The 20048-nt window shown below is 60.2% G+C and carries 14 protein-coding genes and 1 tRNA gene; 4 read left to right on the forward strand and 11 right to left on the reverse strand.

The genetic code is table 11. The annotated features are described in order from the left end of the window. Positions 1–272 precede the first annotated feature (272 nt). A complete protein-coding gene (gene dapB, locus A6A03_RS08880; protein ID WP_066786590.1) occupies positions 273–1076 on the reverse strand; it encodes a 4-hydroxy-tetrahydrodipicolinate reductase in 804 nt (267 codons plus the stop codon). Positions 1077–1117: 41 nt separating this feature from the next. Here dapB and A6A03_RS20345 point away from each other — a divergent pair, with 41 nt between their 5' ends. Together A6A03_RS20345 and A6A03_RS08890 are read left to right on the forward strand one after the other, a co-directional pair. After that, entirely contained in the window at positions 1118–1294 is a 177-nt protein-coding gene (locus A6A03_RS20345; RefSeq protein WP_156525304.1) for a hypothetical protein, read from the forward strand. A gap of 749 nt (positions 1295–2043) precedes the next feature. Beyond that, positions 2044–4941 (forward strand): tetratricopeptide repeat protein, encoded by a 2898-nt coding sequence (locus tag A6A03_RS08890; protein ID WP_066786596.1) that lies wholly within the window; start codon positions 2044–2046, stop codon positions 4939–4941. 7 nt (positions 4942–4948) lie between these two features. Here A6A03_RS08890 and A6A03_RS08895 read toward each other — a convergent pair whose 3' ends face one another. The 9 genes from A6A03_RS08895 to A6A03_RS08935 all read right to left on the reverse strand — a co-directional run bounded on the left by A6A03_RS08895 (position 4949) and on the right by A6A03_RS08935 (position 15486). After that, positions 4949–5674, reverse strand: a complete 726-nt coding sequence (locus A6A03_RS08895) for a class I SAM-dependent methyltransferase (protein WP_066786600.1) — start codon at positions 5672–5674, stop codon at positions 4949–4951. Positions 5675–5701: 27 nt separating this feature from the next. Further along, complete coding sequence (locus A6A03_RS08900; protein WP_066786603.1) at positions 5702–6154, reverse strand: hypothetical protein; 453 nt, start codon at positions 6152–6154, stop codon at positions 5702–5704. A 289-nt stretch (positions 6155–6443) separates the two neighbouring features. Next, positions 6444–7133 carry a Crp/Fnr family transcriptional regulator gene (locus A6A03_RS08905; RefSeq protein WP_066786605.1) on the reverse strand — a complete coding sequence of 230 codons (690 nt, stop codon included), beginning with the start codon at positions 7131–7133 and terminating at the stop codon, positions 6444–6446. Positions 7134–7745: 612 nt separating this feature from the next. Further along, positions 7746–9371 carry an ATP-binding response regulator gene (locus A6A03_RS08910; protein WP_066786608.1) on the reverse strand — a complete coding sequence of 542 codons (1626 nt, stop codon included), beginning with the start codon at positions 9369–9371 and terminating at the stop codon, positions 7746–7748. A gap of 148 nt (positions 9372–9519) precedes the next feature. After that, positions 9520–10806 (reverse strand): SH3 domain-containing protein, encoded by a 1287-nt coding sequence (locus A6A03_RS08915; protein WP_066786611.1) that lies wholly within the window; start codon positions 10804–10806, stop codon positions 9520–9522. 9 nt (positions 10807–10815) lie between these two features. Then, positions 10816–11520: a hypothetical protein gene (locus A6A03_RS08920; RefSeq protein ID WP_066786614.1), complete on the reverse strand. Its 705-nt coding sequence runs from the start codon at positions 11518–11520 to the stop codon at positions 10816–10818. Then, positions 11517–12035 carry a Rab family GTPase gene (locus A6A03_RS08925; protein WP_066786617.1) on the reverse strand — a complete coding sequence of 173 codons (519 nt, stop codon included), beginning with the start codon at positions 12033–12035 and terminating at the stop codon, positions 11517–11519. Before A6A03_RS08925 ends, A6A03_RS08920 begins: the two co-directional genes overlap by 4 nt. A gap of 389 nt (positions 12036–12424) precedes the next feature. After that, the gene (locus A6A03_RS08930; protein ID WP_066786620.1) at positions 12425–13666 is read right to left on the reverse strand and encodes a class I SAM-dependent RNA methyltransferase; all 1242 of its coding nucleotides are present in this window, start codon (positions 13664–13666) and stop codon (positions 12425–12427) included. Between the two features lie 65 nt (positions 13667–13731). Continuing rightward, a complete protein-coding gene (locus tag A6A03_RS08935; RefSeq protein ID WP_156525305.1) occupies positions 13732–15486 on the reverse strand; it encodes a gluzincin family metallopeptidase in 1755 nt (584 codons plus the stop codon). An 839-nt stretch (positions 15487–16325) separates the two neighbouring features. Here A6A03_RS08935 and A6A03_RS08940 point away from each other — a divergent pair. After that, positions 16326–17813 (forward strand): putative hemolysin, encoded by a 1488-nt coding sequence (locus A6A03_RS08940; protein WP_066786911.1) that lies wholly within the window; start codon positions 16326–16328, stop codon positions 17811–17813. 35 nt (positions 17814–17848) lie between these two features. On the opposite strand, the gene A6A03_RS08945 is transcribed toward A6A03_RS08940, so the two are convergent. Continuing rightward, a tRNA-Lys gene (locus A6A03_RS08945) sits at positions 17849–17924 on the reverse strand. A gap of 100 nt (positions 17925–18024) precedes the next feature. Here A6A03_RS08945 and A6A03_RS08950 point away from each other — a divergent pair. Next, positions 18025–19935 carry a VanW family protein gene (locus tag A6A03_RS08950; protein ID WP_066786625.1) on the forward strand — a complete coding sequence of 637 codons (1911 nt, stop codon included), beginning with the start codon at positions 18025–18027 and terminating at the stop codon, positions 19933–19935. Positions 19936–20048: the final 113 nt, after the last annotated feature.

Here is a 20048-nt window from a genome sequence, read left to right on the forward strand (position 1 = left end):
AACATCAACACCCCGCCCCACTACCGAGTTCAAGGGCGGACAGAACATCCGTCCAGAACCCGGCCCTAAAGGGCCGGGCTAGAGGTACGAAGCCCGCTGCGCGGGCTACTGGCCCTCACCCCCAGCCCCTCTCCCACTGACGCGGGAGAGGGGAGCGCAGTGCCAAGCGTTGAGGCATCGCAAAGCGATCAACGGGGTTGTGCTCGACCAAACTTCTGCCTACCCCTCAACCCTACCGGGGCAGGGTGCATTTCACACCGTAGCATGATCGCTCATTCCAGCTCTAACACGCTATCCAACCCGCGGTGCAGACCAACCAATCCGCTCACCCGGCGGATGGCTAGCAACGCGCCGGCCACGTAAGGCTCGGCGCTGGCGCCGGCGTCGTGGCGAATGGTCAGGCGTTGGTCTGGCATGCCAAACACTACCTCAAGCGCAATAGTGTACCCCGGTAAGCGCACTGAATGCACCTGCATCCCATTGAGGCGCGCGCCGCGGGTTGCCGGCACACCTTTCGTCGCCTCAAGCGGCACGGTCAGCTCGGCGGCGCGGATGCGGCCTAGGCGCGCGGCGAGTTCGCGAGCCGTACCGCTCGGCGCATCGGGTTTGGTATCGCGGGCATAGTCGATGATCTCCCACTGTGCGATATAGCGGGCGGCAACCTCAGCAAACTTCTGCAACAACACTGCGGTGAGAGCAAAATTACCCACTGCCAGCACACCTCTTCCAGCCGCCTGTGCTGCCGTCGCAATCTCAGCGTAATCGTCGTCGCTCAACCCTGAGGTGCCGATCACCACGTGGCAGCCGCGATCCAGCGCCGCCAGCACATTGGCTTTGGCCATATCAGGCTTGGTGTACTCGAAGAAGACATCGCACGGCTGGGCTAGCGCCTCGGCGGCGGTGGCGTAGACCAGACAATCGAGCCGCGGCTCGCCCAACACCGCACCCAACCGCTGGCCAGCGGCGCGCCGGGCCACCGCGGCGGTCAACACAATATCATCCGTCGTGGCAATCGCGCGGGCCAGCGCCGAACCGGCCCAACCGGTCGCGCCGGCTAAACAGACATGAATGGGCATGGGAGACCTCCAGTGGGGACGTGCTGCGAGGAGCCCTTGTTGTGATCAGTGCTTTGATTGTAGCAGAACTGGCTTGTGGTGTTGAGCGGAGGCAATTCCCAGCCGCACTCGCCCAGTGCGACTCTGTTGCTGGTGATTTAAAAGGAATGTTTATAGGTATTTTAATCAAATTATGGTTTGACTTTGTGCGATCTTTGCGAGAGTGTAGCAATATGTGAGGGTTTTCTGCTAGAATCTCTTCAACAAAACGTCAACCATAGCCCCAATCACAAAACCTAGCACCGCTCCCACCGCAATACCCAGCCAAATCTGCGGCCAATTGCAGTAAGCGATGCTCCAGTCTTCGCTCACGGTGGTGATTAAGCATTTAAACAAGGTAAAATCTCTGCCCCAAGGGTCGTAGAGCAACGCAACGCTAACCATACTCACAGCAAGGCCGATCCATTTTGAGCTGCTGTCCATTATGCTACTCCATGTCTAGACCGCATTTCTGCAATGTTGTGAGCAATATCGTATTGATATACATGCACTTATTGGAACCAAAACGGGTATAATAAGTGATCAAACATCCAATCGTTTCCATAGACCTGCGACCCGCCGAGGAGTTTGTACCGATGTCTGTTGTAGTACGTATAGCGATAGTATGGCGCAGCCGCTGTCGCTTTGTCACCCCGTAAACCCTGTATCTGACTTGAAAATTTTGTCATCTTGCCGGCCATCTTTGCCGTTCTGACCCTCTCTTGCCGCACCGCTGCCCACCGGCGCCAGTTGCTCGCTACGCGGTTGGGGTATCCACGTGGCAATAGTTCGTTCGCGCTCCTCCTAACTATCGTCAAACCAGCGGGGCGAGGGGATACTCGCCAAGGATGCGTCAAGCCGCCTTTTATACACCGATCGCGAACATCCTTTGCGCTGTTCCGTCAAGGCGCTGGCCTTGGCGCGCATTGCTTTCAAAGGAGTATTCGCTATGCCTAAGCATCAGCGGCTGGCGATATTGGTGCAGTTGCGGAAAGCGGCTGGGGTGACGTTGACCCAGATGGCGCATGCCTGCGGGTTGCGCGGCAAACGCGCCTACGAATCGGTGGCGGCATGGGAACGCGGTGAAGCGACGCCGCGCCCTACGATCCGCGATCAGTTTTTGCTCTATCTGGCCCATACGCTTCAGCTCGCCAGCCAACCCGCTACCCTGCGCGCGGTTTGGGCAGTGTTGGTTGAGGAGTGGGGCTGGGAACCGTTGCAGCCGGTTGATTGGGGGTTGATCGAGCAAGGGTCGCTGGCGGCGCCGGCAGCTCACGAGAGCGCGTTGCCATGGCGCACGGTGCCTGAACCCGGCCCCTTGCCGGCGGGGTCGTTGCTGCCGTTCACGCCCTATCCCCACTTTGTCGGGCGTACCGGCGAGTTGTTGGCGTTGGCGAACCTGTTTCGCGTTCAGGCTGCACCGGCAGCACGTCACTCGCTATCCGGCCCGCCAACGAGCGTGATCCTCACCGGGCCGGGGGGCATCGGCAAGACCCAGTTGGCGATTGAGTTTGCCTATCGCTTTGGCCGCTTTTTTCCCGGCGGCGTATTTTGGCTGAGTTTGGCGAGCGCTGAAGCGGCGCCGGGTGGGGTTGCGCTGTGCGGGACAGTGATGAATCTGCATCCCCATTTTGAGCGTTTGACCCTCGATGATCAGGTGCGGCTGGTCACGCAAGCATGGGCCGAAGATACGGCGCGCCTCCTCATCTTTGATAGCTGCGAGGATGAGTCGTTGCTCGCTCGCTGGTTGCCGCAACGGGGTGGTTGCCGGGTGTTGGTCACCAGTCGCCGCAGTTGGTGGAGCCAGCGGGAGGGGTTGGCCCTGTTGCCGCTGGGCTTGCTGAGCCGGTCCCAGAGTGTTGAGTTGCTGCGAAAGCATTGCCCGCTCGGCCAGAACCGTGATGAGGAGTTGATCGCGATCGCTGCCGAACTCGATGATTTGCCGCTAGCGTTGCATGTGGCCGGGAGCTATCTGTCGAGCAGGATCGATACGGTGACGCCGGCCCAATACCTTGCTGACCTGCGCCAGAGTCTGGCCGGACACGAGCAATCTCATCCGTCCTTGCGCGGTCAAGGGCCGCGCGGACGCTCCTTGCCAGCCCCGACCGGCCATTTGAACCATTTTGAACAAATCGTCTTGCTGAGCCTCGATCGGTTAGATCGTCGCGATCCGGTTGATGGCTTGGCCTACCGGTTGCTGTTGGCGGCGGCATGGTTTGCTCCCGGCGAACCCATCCCGCTCGACTTGCTGCGTGCTATGCTGCGCAGCTCTGCCGAGCAGATACAGTTTCAGGCCGCTGTGCAACGGATGCTCGATACCGGTCTGCTCTTGCCGGTTGATGCAGGGGCGGCTATGGTACGCTTGCACCGGCTCGTGGCCGCTTTTCTCCACCGGCTCGCCGATGCCCGTGAGGCGCAGATTGCCGCCGAAGCCGCGTTGCTGACGCACGTGCGCCGGCTGAATGACGCTTGCGATGTGCCGGCCTTGCTGCGACTGCAAATCCATCTGCGGGTGGTGACGCAGACCGCGCTGCCGCACGGTGATGCGCTGGCTGCGGCGTTGGCCTTCGAGCTGAGCCGCCATTTGGGCGAGATTGAACAATTCGATGCCGCACTGTCTTACAATCAGCGTTCGCTCGACCTGCGCCAGCGTCTCTTTGGCCCCGATTCGCTGCCAGCCAGCGCTAATTTGCACTACCACGCCTTATTGCTCGATTGGCTGGGTGATTATCCCCGCGCGTATCACTATCACGAGCAGGCGTTGGCGATCCGCTTGCGTTGGCTAGGGCCGGATCATCCCGATACGGCAACGAGTTTGCTGTACGCCGGCGAAGGCGCCCAGCGCATGTGTGATTATCCGGCTGCCCACCGCTATTACGAACAGGCGCTGGCGATCCGGAGCCGTGTGTTCGGCCCTGAGAGTCCGCAAGCCGCCGAACTGTATAACCATCTGAGTTTTTTGCTCGGTGTGTTGGGGGAGTTTGACGCGGCGTTGCCTTACGCCCAACGCGCCGTAGCGATTTGGGACGCGCAACCGCAGCCGAACCGTTCATTGCAGGCGATGGCAATCAACAATTTGGGCTATCTCCACCGCGTTCGCGCCGAATACGATCTGGCGCTGGAATATCTGCGCCGGGCGCTGGCTATTCGGCAAGAAATCTATGCGACGTCGAGTTATATCGGCATGACCCGCAACCATATTGGACGGGTGTACTACTGTCAGGGCCGGTATGCGCAGGCGTTGGTCGAGTTAGAGGCCGCTTTAGCGATGATTGAGGCCGCAGTTGGCCGTGAACATCCGTATACCGCCAATGTGCTCGGCAATCTCGGCATCTTGGCGTTCGATATGGGCGATACCACGCAAGCGCAGCGCCAGTTGGCCGAGGCGCTCGATATTCACCGGCGGATGGTCGGGCCTGAACACTGGTATGTGGCGCGCGACCTCAACCGGCTGGGTCTGCTGCGCTTGTCGTTGGGTGATCAGGCGGCGGCGTACCGCTGCCTCCGCGCCGCATGGCGGATCAGGCGGCGCATCTTTGGGGCGCTGCATCCTGATACGGCGAATAGCCTCAGCCATATCGGGATGCTCTATCTGACCAATGGGCGGCTATCGCAAGCGCGCCTGCTGGCGATCGAGGCGTTGCGCTGCCATCAACTGCGATTAGGCGAACGCCATCCCTATACGGCCCGTAGTCTGTTGCGCATGGGGCAGGTGTCCGCCGCGCTTGGCGATCAAGCGGCGGCACGTGATTACATGGCGCGCGCGATTGCGATCTACATCGCCGTGCTGGGGCCGGATCACCCCTACACCCGCGCTGCCCGGCAGGCGGCGGGAGGAAATCTATAGGGCAACCTCACCCCTTGACCGCGCGTACGCAGAGAAACCCCGGCTCGCGCATCAGTTCGGCGTAGTGTTCGGGGTCTTTTGCGGCAAATTCGGGGGTGGGCAACGGTTCGAGAATCTGCTCAAGCCTGAAACCGGCCCCAATCAGCGGGTTGATGACGGCGCTGAGCGGGCGGCGGTACGAGGGCATCTGCACCGTGATGCCAAAGCCATGCCATTCGTATGCCACCTGCTCGATTGCGAAGTAGTTGCTGGTGGCGCGGTGCTGGTCGAATTTGGTCTGCGGATGTTCAATCGAAAAGATGAAATGGCCGCCGGGCCGCAAGATGCGGTGAAATTCGGCGAAGGTTTGCGCCCAGTCTGCGACATAATCAAGCACGAGCGGGCTGATCACCAGATCAAATGACTCGTCCGGCAGGAATGTGAGCGGTTGGCCAAGATCGGCCTGTAACACCTGCGCGCGACCTTGCAGCCGCTGTTGCGCGAGCCGCACCATCGTGGCATTCGCGTCAAGCGCCACGACCTCGGCGCCGCGGTCGAGCAGCAGTTCGCTGTAGATGCCCGGCCCGCAACCAGCATCGAGCACGCGCTTGCCTTGCACGTCAGGCAACAGCGAGAGGGTTGCCGGACGTTCATAATAGGCGTTGTGCGGTTTGGTCGCCACTTGGGCGGCGTATGCTTCGGCCAGCAGGTCATACGCTTGTTGGGCGATCGGTTCCGGTGGTGGTTGGTTCACAAACGTTTCCTTCTTGTGTGCGCCGCGCTAGCGCTCTGACTCCAGATCGTACACCGGCAGATAGCCGCGACGGGCCAAATGCTGGCAGAGGAGACTGTAGCCAGCTCCCGTACCGATACAAAGCACGAGGGTTGGCCAAAAACCGAACCGGTTGGGCGCCATCGCGACCAGCACCCCAAACAGCGCCATGATCCCGGTTGAGGTAAACACAAAGGCTGCCGCTCCCGGCGGAATGGCTTGATCGCTGGCAAAGGCGGGCAGTTTGCGCCGGCGGAGCGTATGCACGAGTCCGCGACCAAAGGCAATCGCTAACCAGAGAAAAGCCCCAGTGACGAAAGCCAGCGGCAATGCGCCCAAGCCAAACCAGCGCAAGAGGTGTGCGTCAGGCGCCAGCGCGCTGGTCAATGCCAACCCGCCAATTGCCCCGCCGAAGAAGACGGCAGCCATAACCAGAAATGTGATGATAGCCGGCTGGCGCATAGAAAGGCTCTTTCCAGTCGTGTTGAAGGTATGGAATGCAGCAGGTTGACTGCCGCACTCCATGCTCTGAGCCGGCAACCGGCGACGCTTCACAGAGCGGCAAAACGCGCCTCACGTGCTTAACCGCAGCTCACCGCGCTGGCGCAGGCCGGCAGGGTTGCGCACGACAATCTGGCCGCGCCCGCTGCTGATGAGGCCATTTAGCGTCCCTGAGCGCCTGTTATGGAATGCGGCAGTCAAACTGCCGCATTCCAAACTGGCTCCACTTCACAGAGCGGCAAAACGCGCCTCACGCGCCCAACCGCAGCTCACCGCGCTGGCGCAGGCCGGCAGGGTTGCGCACGACAATCTGGCCGCGCCCGCTGCTGATGAGGCCATCGTCGCTAAAATCGGCCAAAATCCGGCTCACCACTTCGCGCGAGGTGCCCAGTTCGGCGGCAATCTGCTGGTGGGTGGCGCTGACGGTCGGCGGGTCGCCTTGGGCGTGGCGCAGCAAAAACTCGGCCAACCGCACATCAACCCGGCGGAAGGCGATCTCATCCACAATCGCCATCACGGTAGCCAGCCGCTGCGAGAGCAATTGAAACACGTAATCGCGCCACGGGCTGTAGCGATCGATCCAATCGCGGAAGGTCGTTTGGCCCACCACAAAAGCGGTGGCATCGTGCTCGACGGTGGCAATCGCCGGGAAGTTGCGCTGGCTGAGCACGCAACTGGTGGTGAGAATGCAACTTTCGCCGCGGCCAAAACGGTAGAGGGTGATTTCACGCCCGGTTTCGCCAATCTTAAACACGCGCACCTGCCCGCCGGCCAGCACCGCAAACGCGCTGCACTCATCGCCTTCGGCAAAGATGGTTGCTCCTGCCGGCAAGCGCAACAGCGTCGCCTGCGCCGTGAAATCACGCGCAATCGCCGCCGCCGGATCGCGTAGGAAGGGCAATATCTCGCTGGCTAGCCGCAGTTCGTGTGCTTGGAGCATGTTGGTTAACGCTGAGACGCGAAGCTGTGGATCATAGTCATTCACCGCTCTCTAATATCGTAGCATACTTATCGGCTTATCAACAACATTCCCTATTTCCCCTGCCTCGCTCCCGCCCCAAGCCGGCCAGCAGCCCGCGCAGCGGGCTTCGTAGCCCTAGCCCGGCCCTTTACGCGGGCACGCTCGACGCAAAGGCGCAAAGGGTTGAAAGTGGGCAGGGGAGGGCGAGAATCTTTCGCTCTACTTGAGGGGCGGACAGAAATTTGGTGGAGTACAACCGTTAACCGCTGGGCAATGCCTCAAAGCTAAGATCTGCTCCCCTCTCCCGCGCCAGTGGGAGAGGGGCTGGGGGTGAGGGTGAAACAGTCCATCTCAAAGCCATAAACTGTATTTACACTCATTGCCTACTGTCCGCCCTTGAACCCGCCCCAAGCCGGCCAGCAGCCCGCGCAGCGGGCTTCGTAACCCTAGCCCGGCCCTTTAGGCCGGGTTCCCTGATCGCAAAGGCGCAAAGGGTTAAAATTGGGGAGGAGGAAGGCAGTGAGTATCCTTCCTCCTCCCCATTCCCTATTCCCCACTCCCTCTCTCCCGCGCTTGCGCGCGAGATGGGGCTTACCCCTTCTGCTCAAGCAGCGCCCCAATTCGCTCGGCCAGTTGGCGGAGCCGCACCGGCTTCGCCAGATAATCATCAGCGCCGGCGGCCAGACAACGTTCGCGGTCACCCGGCATTGCCAACGCTGTCAACACCAGAATCGGGAGGTTGCGGGTGGCTACGTCAGCACGGAGATGGCGCATCACTTCGATGCCATCCATCGTGTGCATCCGCACATCAAGCAGCACCAGACACGGTAGTTCGCCCTGCACGTAAGCTAACGCCTCTTCGCCCGATTCGACATGCACGACCCGGTAGCCGCAGCGCGTTAGGTACTGGGCAAAGAGCGATGCACTGGCTACGTCGTCTTCAACCATCAGCAAGGGCCGATCACCAGCGAGCGGCGAGGCGGACGGCAAATCGGTCGGTACATCGGCTTCGTGCTCCTTCTGGCGCTCATTGGCAAACCATTCAAGTAAGCGCTGTTGTTCATCCGGTTCCCACGGGAGCAAGACGTGGAACCGGCTGCCAACGCCGACTTCGCTTTCAAGGCTCACGCTGCCGCCGTGCAAGCGGGCCAACTTCGAGACCAGCGCCAAACCGAGGCCGCTGCCGGTCACTTCTTGTTGGCGTTCGTTTTCGATCTGCTGGAAGGGTTCAAACAAGCGCGCGGCATCTTCAGCGGCGATGCCAATCCCGGTATCCCAGACGGTAAACCGCACCGCCCCCCGTTCCGGCTCGCCGCGCACCTCCAGCCCCACTTTGCCGCCGGACGGAGTAAACTTGATCGCATTCGAGAGCAGATTAATCAAGATCTGGCGTAGGCGGCGCGCATCGGCCAAGATCACTTGCACCGCAGGGTCTAGATCGTAGATCAATTCGAGTCTGGCCCGCCGGGCCATATCGGCCACCATCGGGCGTAGCGAATAGCAGACATCTTGCACCGAGACGGGGCCGATATCTAGTTCCAGCCGTCCAGCTTCGATTTTAGCAATATCGAGATAATCGTTAATCAGCGCCAACAGATGCTGGCCGCCCTGCTTGATCCCATTGATAGCGTTTAATTGTTCTTCGCTCAGCGGGCCGACCAATTGCGCGCGCAGCACATCAACGAGGCCGAGAATTGCGGTGAGCGGCGTGCGCACCTCGTGGCTCATGCTGGCCAGAAACTCGTCTTTCAGTTTGGTGACGCGCAGCAAGCCGGCGTTGATGCGGGCCAGCTCGACGTTCTGGCGCTGGATGCGGTCTTTGAGCAATTGCAATTCGTTGCGGCGTTGGGTGAGCAGTCGTTCTGAGACGCTGCGGTGGGTCGTATCGGTAATGATCTGAATGAGACCGGTAATCTTGCCCCGCTCATCCATCAGCGGCACGGTCAGCAGATCGAGATAGAGCACCGAACCATCGGGCAATTGACGGTTGATCAACGGCAAGCTCAGCCGGTCACGATCCCCGCTGAGAATCTCGGCTAGCGCCTGCTCGTTGCCAAACAGTTCTGGCAGCAGATCGATCAGGTGAACGCCGATTGGCGGTTCGCCGCCAACCAGCGCTAATAAGCCACCAGCTCCCTGAACGTGCAACTCTGGATCGACGATCAGGTAGGCACTGCCAGTTTCGATCAGCACCTGTTGTTCAACCGTCAATTTCATACTCGTCTACGCTCCGCTCCTGCTTAGATGTTGATACCGCATCGTATATGGAGTCTACCGGATAAAACGTGATCTCAGCGCTCATTCTCATGGGGTTTCGTTGCCTATTCTGAAGGCTCGCCGTCTCGTCACGAGCCAGAGCGACGGATTACGGTCGCGGGAAGGGTGTCACAAGCTCTGGCGGGATCGGTCGCACCAAGCCTACCCACCGTGACGGCACCCATCCAATCAGTTGCACCGGACGTTGATCAATCCGCACATCGACTCGCACCTGATACCAATCGCCATATTGGGCTAAGACGACCACCGGTGCATTGCGTGGTGCGACAATCGGACTGCGCTCGCTGGCTTCATCGGGGAAGCTGTAGAGATAGACATTCCCCGTCATCACGCCATCGTAGGGAATCGGCGTCGCTGTCGGCGTCGGCGTGATGGTCGGCGTTGGGGTAGCGGTTGGGGTGGCCGTCGGCGTTGGGGTAGCGGTTGGGGTGGCCGTCGGCGCAAACAAAGCCGCCATCCGCGCTTCCACGCTGATTACCCACCAGCCGCAGAAAAAGATCGGTGACAGCGCGATCAAAAGCAGCAATGTGATAATGGCGCGCTGGACGAAAGAGTTGGCAGGTTTGGATTTGGCCAACTGGACAGTCGCTAAAGGGATTTGTTGGCGAATAATCGCCTCAGCCTCGGCCACCAAACTATCATCATCGCCGGAAAACGCGCGGAGCCGGTCATAGCGCCCTTCGTGGATCGCGACCAGTGTTTGGTGCAACTGTTCGCGAAAGCCGCTTGGTTCGACGCCGGTGATCACTGCGGCGAGGTACGCGGCGCTGCCGCTCGCAATCACAATCTGGCGCGACTCATAGCTAATCGCGCCGAGTTCATCGCCCTCGCCGAGCGCATCGCGGGCAAAATCGCGAATCGCCGTCAGCATCCCGCTCACTAAATCGCGGTCGCTCGCCGGCGTGCCGGAAGCGGCGATATGGCAGATCAGCAACCCAGAATCGCGCTGGATCAGAAAGACTTCCTGCACCGAAAAGGGTAATTGCTTGCGCAGTGCATACTCGCCAGCCGAAACGCCTTGCGCCCGCGCCTGCCAATAGCCGGGATCGAGCATCAACATAGGGCCGGTGCGGATGCGGGTGTCAATCTGGGAGGCCAAATCGCGAATGGCTTCGGTGGCTGCGCGCGCGATCATCGCGCCAATCACCGGATAGAGCGCGTCAATAATATCTTCGCGCGCCTTATAGACCTGCTGACGAATGGCCTCGCCGATCGCCGGCGCAATAGCGCGCGCGATCTCATCTTTTGAGGTATGGATCTGCTCGGCCAAGATGTCAGCGATCACCGGACTGATCTTATCGACCAGCGCTTCCGGCTTCAGCAACACACGCCGCAGCTCTTCGATCTCACGATGCGTCTGCGGTTCGGTAGCCATAATCGCCTATTATTCATCCTTCGCCGAAGAGAGGCCTTCGAGCAAGCCAGCCACCGGACTGCCGGTTTCTAACCGGGTTGCGATTTCGATCAACATACTGGCCAGCGCCTTGCGATCGGTCTTCTGATTATCGAGCCGGTCGGCGATGCGGCGCAGCTCGGTGCGCAGCGTGTCTTCGGCGCTGCGCAATTCGCGGCGCAGGGTTTGGGTGCGCTGCTCAAGCAGATCGCGGGTCTCAGCGAGGTTCGCGCGGCCCGAACGAATCTCAAGGTCGTGATGGCTCTGTACCCGCCGCAGCTCGCTTACCCCGTCTCCCAACCCGTTCAACGCCGCTTCGTGCTGGCGCACCTGCGCCGAAACCTGCTGCAAGATCGACTCGCGCGCCCGCGCCCGCTCGACCTCGCGCCGCAGTTCGTCATTCAGCCGGCGCGTCTCGACATCAAGCGCATCAAACCGGCGCAGCATCGCCTTCTCAACCTCGCTCAGCCGGTCTTGCAGTTGGCGCACATCGTCGTTGAGGTGTTCGATTTGGCGGCGCAGGTCGCTAAATGCGCGCGCGTATTCCTCCATCTGCGGCCCGAAGATGATATCGCGCAACCGATCGACTTCGGCTTGGCGCGGTTGGCGCGCGCCCGAACCTAAGATAATCTGCCGCACCCGTTCTAGCTCTTCGGCCTCTTCGGGTGTGTTGATCCCATTTGCTTCATTCATCATATCCGCCCCTTTTGTTGTTTAATCCGGCGCCCCAAGATCTGGAACGCCTCATAGACTCCCTCGCCGGTTCGCGCACTGGTGCAGAGCCAGTCAGCCGAGAGCGTTGCTGCTACTGCGGCAATCTCTTCGTCAGCAATGCGCCGTTGTGTGGTTAAATCGGCTTTGTTTGCTGCGATGACTAATGGGGTTTCGGGACTGGCGCGGTGAAATGTAGTGGCATATTCACTCAATACTGGTAATGTGTCAGGGCGGGTCAAATCACAGACGAGCAGCGCTCCGGCTGAGCCGCGATAATAGTTCTGCACGATTTGATCGAACCGCTCGCCGCCAGTGGTGTCCCAGATCAACAGGTTCACTTCGGTCTGTTCGAGGTTCATCGTATGGCGGCTGATCTTGACGCCGAGCGTGCTGAGGTACCGTTCATCGAAGACGCCTTCGACGAAGCGGCGGATGAGGCTAGTTTTGCCGACAGAAAATTCTCCCAGCAAACAGATTTTCGCGACAAGTCGATTCACGGCGCCTACTATTGGTGAAGACGGTTCCAATATATTTCCATCCATGGATCTTGCCTGTAGTATAACACGACTCTCTTACCGTATTGTAGCAATGGTGCGCGCGGCCCCTTCATTTCGGATGACGTAGTTTTGATAGCGAGGGCAATATCTCTCTGTGATTTGAACGTAGGATTGTTTGTGGATTCGTGGCTTGACTTAGCGTGTATTTTGTTAAAGAAAGTTAAAAGTGGTTGCATTGCCGAGAAAGTCGCTGTATTGTATTGTAAATAAGAACGGTTATTAATGCAAGTCTGCTAAATAAATTGAAAATAGGTTTGGTGTCTTAGATGAGAATCGTGTAGTGTATCGCAAACCATGCCTTGGCAATATGTTCTGCCAGTCGTCGTAGATTATGCGCGCTGCAGCACAATGATCGTCTCGATATGCGGGGTTTGCGGAAAGAGATCAATCGGCTGCACCAGAATGAGATGATAACCGGCAGTCGCTAATGGGGCCAAATCGCGCCCGATTAGGCCGGGATGGCACGAAATGTAGACGATCCGTTCCGGGGCATGAGAAATGACCGCCTCGATCAACGCCGGATGGCACCCGCGCCGCGGCGGGTCGAGGATCGCGGCCTGAAATGGGCCGGGCAGGCGTCCTACCACCCGCTCGGCAGCGCCGGCAATATATTGCACATTTGTTATCTGATTAGCGGCGGCACTCTGGCGACCATCCTCGACCGCAGGTTGGTACGCTTCTACTGCCACCACTTCGTCATACGCGGCGGCCAATGGCAAGGCAAAACTCCCCACGCCGCTGTAGGCGTCGAGCAAGCGCCCGCCGTGCGGCGCTAACGCCGCCCGCACCACCTCGACCATGCGCTCGGCTTGTGCGTGATTGACCTGAAAGAAGCTGCTGAGACTCAGCCGGAAGACCACCCCGCCTAATTCGTCATAGATTGCATCAGCCCCCACCAGTGGTTCGTCGCCGAGCGTGACCCCGGCTAACACCGGCGTAGCGGCCATCCACGCTGCGGCCAACCGGGCCAACGCAGTACGATCAGCGCCGGGGGCGGGATCAATCCGGGCGGCGGCGTAGCCATACGTTGCGCTGGCCCGCAAGTGTACCTCATTGATGAGGCCGGCAAAGGGCAGTTGGCGCAATCCGGCCAGCGCCGCGCGCAAGGCCGGCAATAAGAGCGGATCATCGGCCAGATCAACCACCGTCTTGGCGCCGGCGGCGTGGTAGCCTAACGCTGCGCCATCGGCGTGCAGGCGGGCACTGTTGCGATAGCCCCACGGCTGCGGCGCTGCAATCGCTGGCTGGATCGGAACTGCAACGCCGGGCAGAAATTTATTGATCTGTTCGGCGACAATGGCCGCTTTATAGCGTACTTGGGCTGGATACGCAATGTGTTGCCATGGCACGTGATCGCCGGGGCTGATCAGCGGCGCCACCCGATCCGGTGCAGCGTGCAGCACCTCGCTCACCGTTGCGCGCAGAAAGCGCGGATGGCGCTCGCGCACCAGCGCGCGCACTCGCTCTCCCGGTAACGCTCCGCTTACAAACACCACTAGCTCGCCGAGCCGGCCAACGCCGTCGCCACCCTGCGCGATCCCGTCAATGTCGAGTTCGATAACCTCATCCATACCTGCCCGCCGCGAATCCTGCCGGCCAGTTGCCGCAGCGCGCGGGTATTATAGCCGATGCGATGCTATTGGTGCAGGCTGGCTTTTACCGCTGCCTCGAGTTCAGCCAGACTCAGTCCGTACACCGCGTTGAGCATTTCCGGCACTATTTCGCTGCGGAAAGGGCCTAATCCGCTATCCATCACTGAGAAGAGCGGCAGCGCTTGCCGCAGCCGTTCGGCTGGTACGCGGCTAAACGAGCGATAAAAGTCCCAGAATCGCTCGCTGCCGTAGGTGTCGATTAAATATTGGACGACTGCGGCGGAAAAGAGATATTCGGGGCCGGCCCTGCCGCCGATAAAGTCGAATTGGCCGAGTTGATCGGCAGCCGTGAGTTGCGCAAGGCTGATCTGATCGGGCTTGCCTTCGCTAATGAGGTATTGGCGCAGCTCAGGCCGGTATTGGCCGGCGAAGTGTATGGCGGCGCCTTCGATAAGCCAGACCGGCGTGAACGGCATCGTCTCGCGGGCGAGCGCCAGATGAACCATCTCGTGCTTGATGGTAGCTTTCCGGCCAAAGGGGTCATCAACCGCATCGCGTTCAGTGAAGCTGGCCCCGTTCAGATAGAAAGCCCAACCCTGCGTTTGCACTGTCTCATCTAGCAGAAGGTAGTTCCAGATGGCTAACCCCAGCGTGCGCGCGCCTTGCCCGGTTTGCTCACGAAAATCGTCCTGATCAACCATGACGTAGACGGCAAACCGTGAGTCGAGCCTGAGTCCGGCAGCTTGCAATTCGGCGTAGACCTGCTCGCATTCGGCGGCAACGGTATTGGCGAGATCGGCAGCGGCTGGCCGGTAGAAGATCAGGAAATGTTCGCTCTCAGCAAACTGTGCGTCATCGAGCCACCAGAAGGGCGCCGGACGGTCAACTTCGTACCTGCTCACCACCCAGCGGCCATCTTGCCGGCTGAACCAGTAGGTGAGAGTATGCCGGAAGACGTTTTCCTCCGGCAACCCGCGCCAGCGGTATGAAATGTTGACCGTTACCTGCGACTGCTCGCCGCGTTCCCATTCCGATCCCACAAAAAAGGCATTCGGCGCCAGCGCCAACCGGTAATCGGCCAGCGGCAGGTGCCGGCTCCGCTCGAAGATGGCTGTTTGCGCTGGTTGCACATCGCTCGCGAAGGTGCTCAGGTAGCCGGCCAGATCTCCCGCCATCACCGCCTGCGCCTGCCGGTTTAACAGCTTTTCCAGCATTTGCAGCGCCTGTTCCTCAACGGTTGGCGTTGCCCTTGGCGGCGCGCCACCGGTGGCCGAGGTGACGGCGGCGCTCGCCAAGCCGTGTTCGTTGAAGGTGAGCGTGGCCGTGGTATAGCGTGGAAAAAAGAAGCGGATCTGCTCGATCGGTTGCGGTCGCGCGAACGCGATTTCGCCGCGATAGCGTTGCCCCGGCATGAGACCGCCGGCAGGGGTGATACCGTCGCGCAATGAATCACTTACGCGCAGTGGTTTGTAGACGACTCCCTCGGCGTCAAACAGCCGGCTATCGCTTCCGGTCAGATTACCGCTGATCCCTACTGGCCGCCGGCCAGTATTGGTGAACGCAACAGCAAACACGATCTCGTCACTGGTGACCGTAATCTGCTCGATCTGCAAGCGCAGCGGAACAAGCGTAGCGTGGCTGCTGTACAACGCCACGTCGAGCGGGTATCCGCCATTGGGTACGGTGAGCTCCGGTGCAGGCGCCAACCGATCGAGTGTAAAGGTGATGGGATCAAATGCAGGTGTTTGCAGAATAAACGGCCCACCTGCCGTTGGAATCGGGAACGTTATGTCACCCACGTTCGCTTGCCCCGGCAAGTAGCCTTCCTTGAGATTAAACCGTTCAAGATTGGCGCTTGCTGCAGAAGGACGATATTCATTACCGGCGCTGTCTAACAGGCGCAGGTCGTTGAAGCCTATATAACTGTTGAGATACCTCAGCTCAGAAGTTATATGTTGAATGCCAAAACGTAGTACGAGTGCGTTTTCGGTCAGGATTGCCTGATAGAGAACGGCCTCAAACGCAGTGAATTGTTGGCTGTGTGCGCGTTGATTGATGCGGTATGTGCCGGGTGTGGCTGCGAAGCTGTTGGTAATGGGGCGTTGGGATGATGTTTCTGTAGCGCTAGCGGGGGGTGATTGATCTGGCAGATTGGCTGTTTGATTGTGACTGGGCGGCGATGAAGCGGCGCATCCACTGATACACAGGAGTATGATGAGCCGAAAGATTGCGTGCGGTAACTGCGTCATAGCGTCTCCTTGAGGTTTGCGAAAACGGTAGGGATGACGATGAGCAGAGCAGCCGGTCTGATCGAATGGGATGTTGGGCCAGCGAAGGAAGCGCAGGATTTGATGTTTCTACTGCTCAAACTATATCATTACTACAATATGTCAGCAAGGGGTAAATGGCGCGCATTGATGGGTGAGCCTAGCACCGAACGGGTAGCCGGCGTTGGGAGACTAAGGTGTTCTCACGCATGCGTGGTGCGACCAGCACCGGTGGAAACGCGCTGGCATCTCAAGCGATTCTGCTAAATTGCCCTTCAACAAGTGTGCTGACGGTCGAAGTGCCGCAGTATAATGCAGCCAGCACGCTGTTGTGCGCTTCATATCTCCGCTTTTTTATCGCAGGTGCTGCTATGCACACACTATCCTCCCGGCTCACGTCGTTCGCTCGCTTCGCAATGGGTTTGGTCTTGAGTGTGACAATCGCTGGATGCACCCAACCTGCTACCGGGTCGCCTACCCCAGCCGCCACCGCCGTTCAGCCATCGCCGCAGCGTCCGCCAACTGCTACTCCGGTCGCCGGCCTCGCGAATCCTGCTTCAACTTACTGTATCGAGCAGGGTGGCCAGCTTGAGATCCAATCTACCGAGGGCGGCCAGATTGGGGTGTGCCGGTTTAGCGATGGGACAGTATGCGAAGAGTGGGCCTTCTTCCGCGGCGAGTGCCGGCCCGGCGAGCGGTACGATCTGCCGCAGACCGCTCCGACCGAAGCCGCCGCCAATCCGTTGCGCGAGGTGTTTGCGGCGATGCGGGCATCATTGCCGGCGAACGCGTTCGCGCAGTTCGCGGCGCAGCCGTTGCGCACTACCGATGGTCGCCAACTCTGGATGGTGTATAGCAGCGGGATGCGCAATTTTGACCTGACCCCGCCTGTGCCGCATGTGATCGCGCTCTTTGAGGAGGCTGGCGGAAGCTGGCGCGAACTTGACCGGGCAACGCTCGCCAATCCTGATGCCGAAATCGATTATCTTGGCGATGTGCAGCAGGTCACGATCGTCCCCGGCGAGATATGGATTCAGATCGAGGGCGGGATGGGGGCGCATGGCGGCAGTTACTATCTGTATCGGTTCACTGGGCAAATGCTACAGCTCGAGTTGGCCGCCTCTGCGCCGAGTCCCGGCGTGGGCCGGATCGAAGACTTGAACGGCGATGGCGTGAATGAAGTGGTGCTGAATCGTTCTGAACCGTACATCTTCTGTTATGCTTGCGGCGTCTACTATCCATTTTATCAGGTCTACACGTGGCAAAACGACAAGCTGGTAGCGCTAGCGATCAGCGAGCTCACTGCTGATCAGGCGGCGCCGTTCGCCGATCTCAACCAGCAAGCGGTCGCGTTTGCCCAAGCTGACCTGTGGTCAGATGCGTTGGCGGCAATTAACGCGGCAGTGGCGCAGGCCGGCGCTGCCGATCCGCCCACTGCAGCCGGCTCGCTGCGCTGGAATCAGCGCCTGATCCAGTTGATCCACGATGCGCAGCGCGAAGCAGTAGCTGACAGCGCCTACCCGTTGATCAACCATGTCTTCTACGGCGATTATGCCGGTGCGGTTGATCTGATGCGTAACTATGCCCCAAGCGATATTTTCAATCCTGCCTCGCCGTTGATCGCCGGTACGGTGGCTGATGGCTGGCAGTCGGAGCTGAGCACGTATCTGCGTAAAGAGACGGAACGGGCGCTGGCGGTATCGCCTGATTGGGCCGCGATCTATTTCATCCAAGCTTGGGGTAGGTTTTTGGCCGATCCGGCTGACCCGGCGATCGGTGATGATCTGAAGCAGGCGGCGGCATTGGCTCCCGATGATAGGCTCTTTGCTGAAACTGCGGCGTGGTGGGCAGCGCGCTAAAACGAACACCACCGGCGCTTGCGCCGGTGGTGGAATGGTGGGCCCCGTGGGACTCGAACCCACAACCGATTGATTAAGAGTCAACTGCTCTGCCAATTGAGCTAGAGGCCCGCTGAGAATATACAACAACCTGCCCAAATTGTCAACTTGTCGTAACCGGCGAGGTTTTGTACAATGCGAGAGGTGTCCATGACAGGTTCGCTGCATCGCTATGCCGAGTAATCGCTACTATCAAGAATACGGCCCGATCTACCGCCGGCGGGCGGCGCAACGCGAGCCGCTCCCCGGCGATGAGCTGCCCCCCGATGAGCCGCGCCGGCCACGGACGCGCCGGCCCCTGCGCCGGCGCCGCCGGCGTGCGCCGGTATGGGTGTGGCTAGCGTTCGTGTTGCTCTTGGTCGTAGCTGCGCCGGTGGGTGCTGTCTATGCGGTTGATCTGGTCTATCCCAATACGATCTTGCCCGGCGTTTCGCTCAACGGCGAGCCGATCAGCGGGCGCAGCCGCGCCGATCTGATCATCGAACTGCGCCAACGTTATCGCGCCTTTGAACAGCAACCGGTCACGCTCACCTTCCGCGATCGGGTCTGGCAGCCAACCTTGCCGGAGCTGGGGGTGGCGTTCGATGTTGAACGACTAGTAAACGACGCCTTCGCCTTGGGCCGTAGCGGCGACCCCTTGACCCGTGCCCGCGATCTGTGGCTGCTCTGGCGCGAGGGGATCGATCTCAGGCCGCGGTTGGCGGTTGATCTCGGCCAAACGCAGCGGTACCTGCTCGGGATTGCGCCCCAGATCGAGCAACTCCCCGCTGACGCGGTGCTCAGTTTGGCTGATGCGCGCGTGATCGGCCAACCCAGCCAACCCGGTACGCAATTGTTAGTCGATGCCACGGCCAACGATGTGCTGCTGGCCGTGCAACAACTCCGCCCGCAGACGGTGCCGGTGCGCACCCGCCAGCTTGCGCCGCTGATCGACGATACCGATCTGGTAGTGGCCCAGCAGATGGCGGTGCAGTTGCTGCGCAGCCCGATCGAATTGGTCGTCGAGGATCAGCGGATCGTGTGGCCGCCTGAACGGTTGGCCGAGCTGTTGCAGGTGAAGCCGGTTGATGGCCAGCTCGTCATTCAACCCGATACCGAGCGGCTCGCTCGCGCTGTCGAGGGTCTAGCGCAGAGCATTGATACCGGCACTGCCGAACCGCGCCTGCGCTTCAGCGATGGCCGGGTACGGATCGTCGCCGAGGGCCAGCCGGGCCGGCGCTTGCGGCAAGCTGAGGCCGTCACCGCTATCGCCGAGCTGCTGATGCAACCCGACCCGATTACCCGCACCCTCGCGTTGCCGGTTGACCGGATCGAGCCGCAGATCACGGCTGCCAACCTCGATAGTCTCGGCATCGTCGAATTGGTGGCCGAAGGGCGCAGCAGCTTCGTTGGCTCAGCTCCCTACCGCATCACCAACATTCGCGCCGGCGCCGCGCGCATGAACGGCGTCCTCATCGCTCCCGGCGAAGAGTTTTCGTTCAACCGCCAGCTCGGCGAGGTCAACGCCGCCAATGGCTTCGTCGAGGGCTATGCCATCATCGGCAACCGCACCCAACTCGAATGGGGCGGCGGCGTCTGCCAAGTCAGCACCACCGTCTTCCGCGCCGCTTTCTGGGCCGGCTTGCCCATTACCGAACGGCATGCCCACTCGTTCTACATCAGTTGGTACGACCGGTTTGGCCTTGGCCCCAACGGTGACGGCCAAGGGCTAGACGCCGCCATCTTCACCGGCGTGCAAGACCTGAAGTTCGTCAACGACACCGGGCGCTGGCTATTGATGCAAACCAGCATCGATGAGCAAGCGCAAGTGTTGGTGGTGCAACTGTACGGCACCCGCCCCAACCGCGACGTGCGCATCGAAGGGCCGATCATCGCCAACGAAGTACGCGCGCCGAGCCAGCCGGTCTACGTTGATGATCCCACCTTGCCGCGCGGCACCCTGCGCCAAACCGACGTTGCCCGCAACGGGCGCGACATCTCGATCTACCGCATCATCACCGACGCCAACGGCCAAGAACGGCGCGAACTCTTCTTTACCCGCTTCCGGCCATGGCCGAACATCTTTGTCCGTGGGACGGGGTGAGGCATAAACACTCCCCAGCCGGCTGAGGGGTGTGGTGCAACGTAGTGGCGTGATAGGTCTTATTGACAAACAAATGTTCTGCATATATGATGATGGGAAAAGTGCTCTGACGA

The organism is Chloroflexus islandicus, assembly GCF_001650695.1.
Lineage (GTDB): Bacteria > Chloroflexota > Chloroflexia > Chloroflexales > Chloroflexaceae > Chloroflexus > Chloroflexus islandicus.

What these genes read in the sequence shown, in the direction of transcription:
- dapB (WP_066786590.1), bottom strand. Translation starts at nt 1,076, where the DNA reads ATGCCCATTCATGTCTGTTTAGCCGGCGCGACCGGTTGGGCCGGTTCG.
- A6A03_RS08890 (WP_066786596.1), top strand. Translation starts at nt 2,044, where the DNA reads ATGCCTAAGCATCAGCGGCTGGCGATATTGGTGCAGTTGCGGAAAGCG.
- A6A03_RS08900 (WP_066786603.1), bottom strand. Translation starts at nt 6,154, where the DNA reads ATGCGCCAGCCGGCTATCATCACATTTCTGGTTATGGCTGCCGTCTTC.
- A6A03_RS08905 (WP_066786605.1), bottom strand. Translation starts at nt 7,133, where the DNA reads ATGCTCCAAGCACACGAACTGCGGCTAGCCAGCGAGATATTGCCCTTC.
- A6A03_RS08910 (WP_066786608.1), bottom strand. Translation starts at nt 9,371, where the DNA reads ATGAAATTGACGGTTGAACAACAGGTGCTGATCGAAACTGGCAGTGCC.
- A6A03_RS08915 (WP_066786611.1), bottom strand. Translation starts at nt 10,806, where the DNA reads ATGGCTACCGAACCGCAGACGCATCGTGAGATCGAAGAGCTGCGGCGT.
- A6A03_RS08920 (WP_066786614.1), bottom strand. Translation starts at nt 11,520, where the DNA reads ATGATGAATGAAGCAAATGGGATCAACACACCCGAAGAGGCCGAAGAG.
- A6A03_RS08930 (WP_066786620.1), bottom strand. Translation starts at nt 13,666, where the DNA reads ATGGATGAGGTTATCGAACTCGACATTGACGGGATCGCGCAGGGTGGC.
- A6A03_RS08940 (WP_066786911.1), top strand. Translation starts at nt 16,326, where the DNA reads ATGCACACACTATCCTCCCGGCTCACGTCGTTCGCTCGCTTCGCAATG.
- A6A03_RS08950 (WP_066786625.1), top strand. Translation starts at nt 18,025, where the DNA reads ATGCCGAGTAATCGCTACTATCAAGAATACGGCCCGATCTACCGCCGG.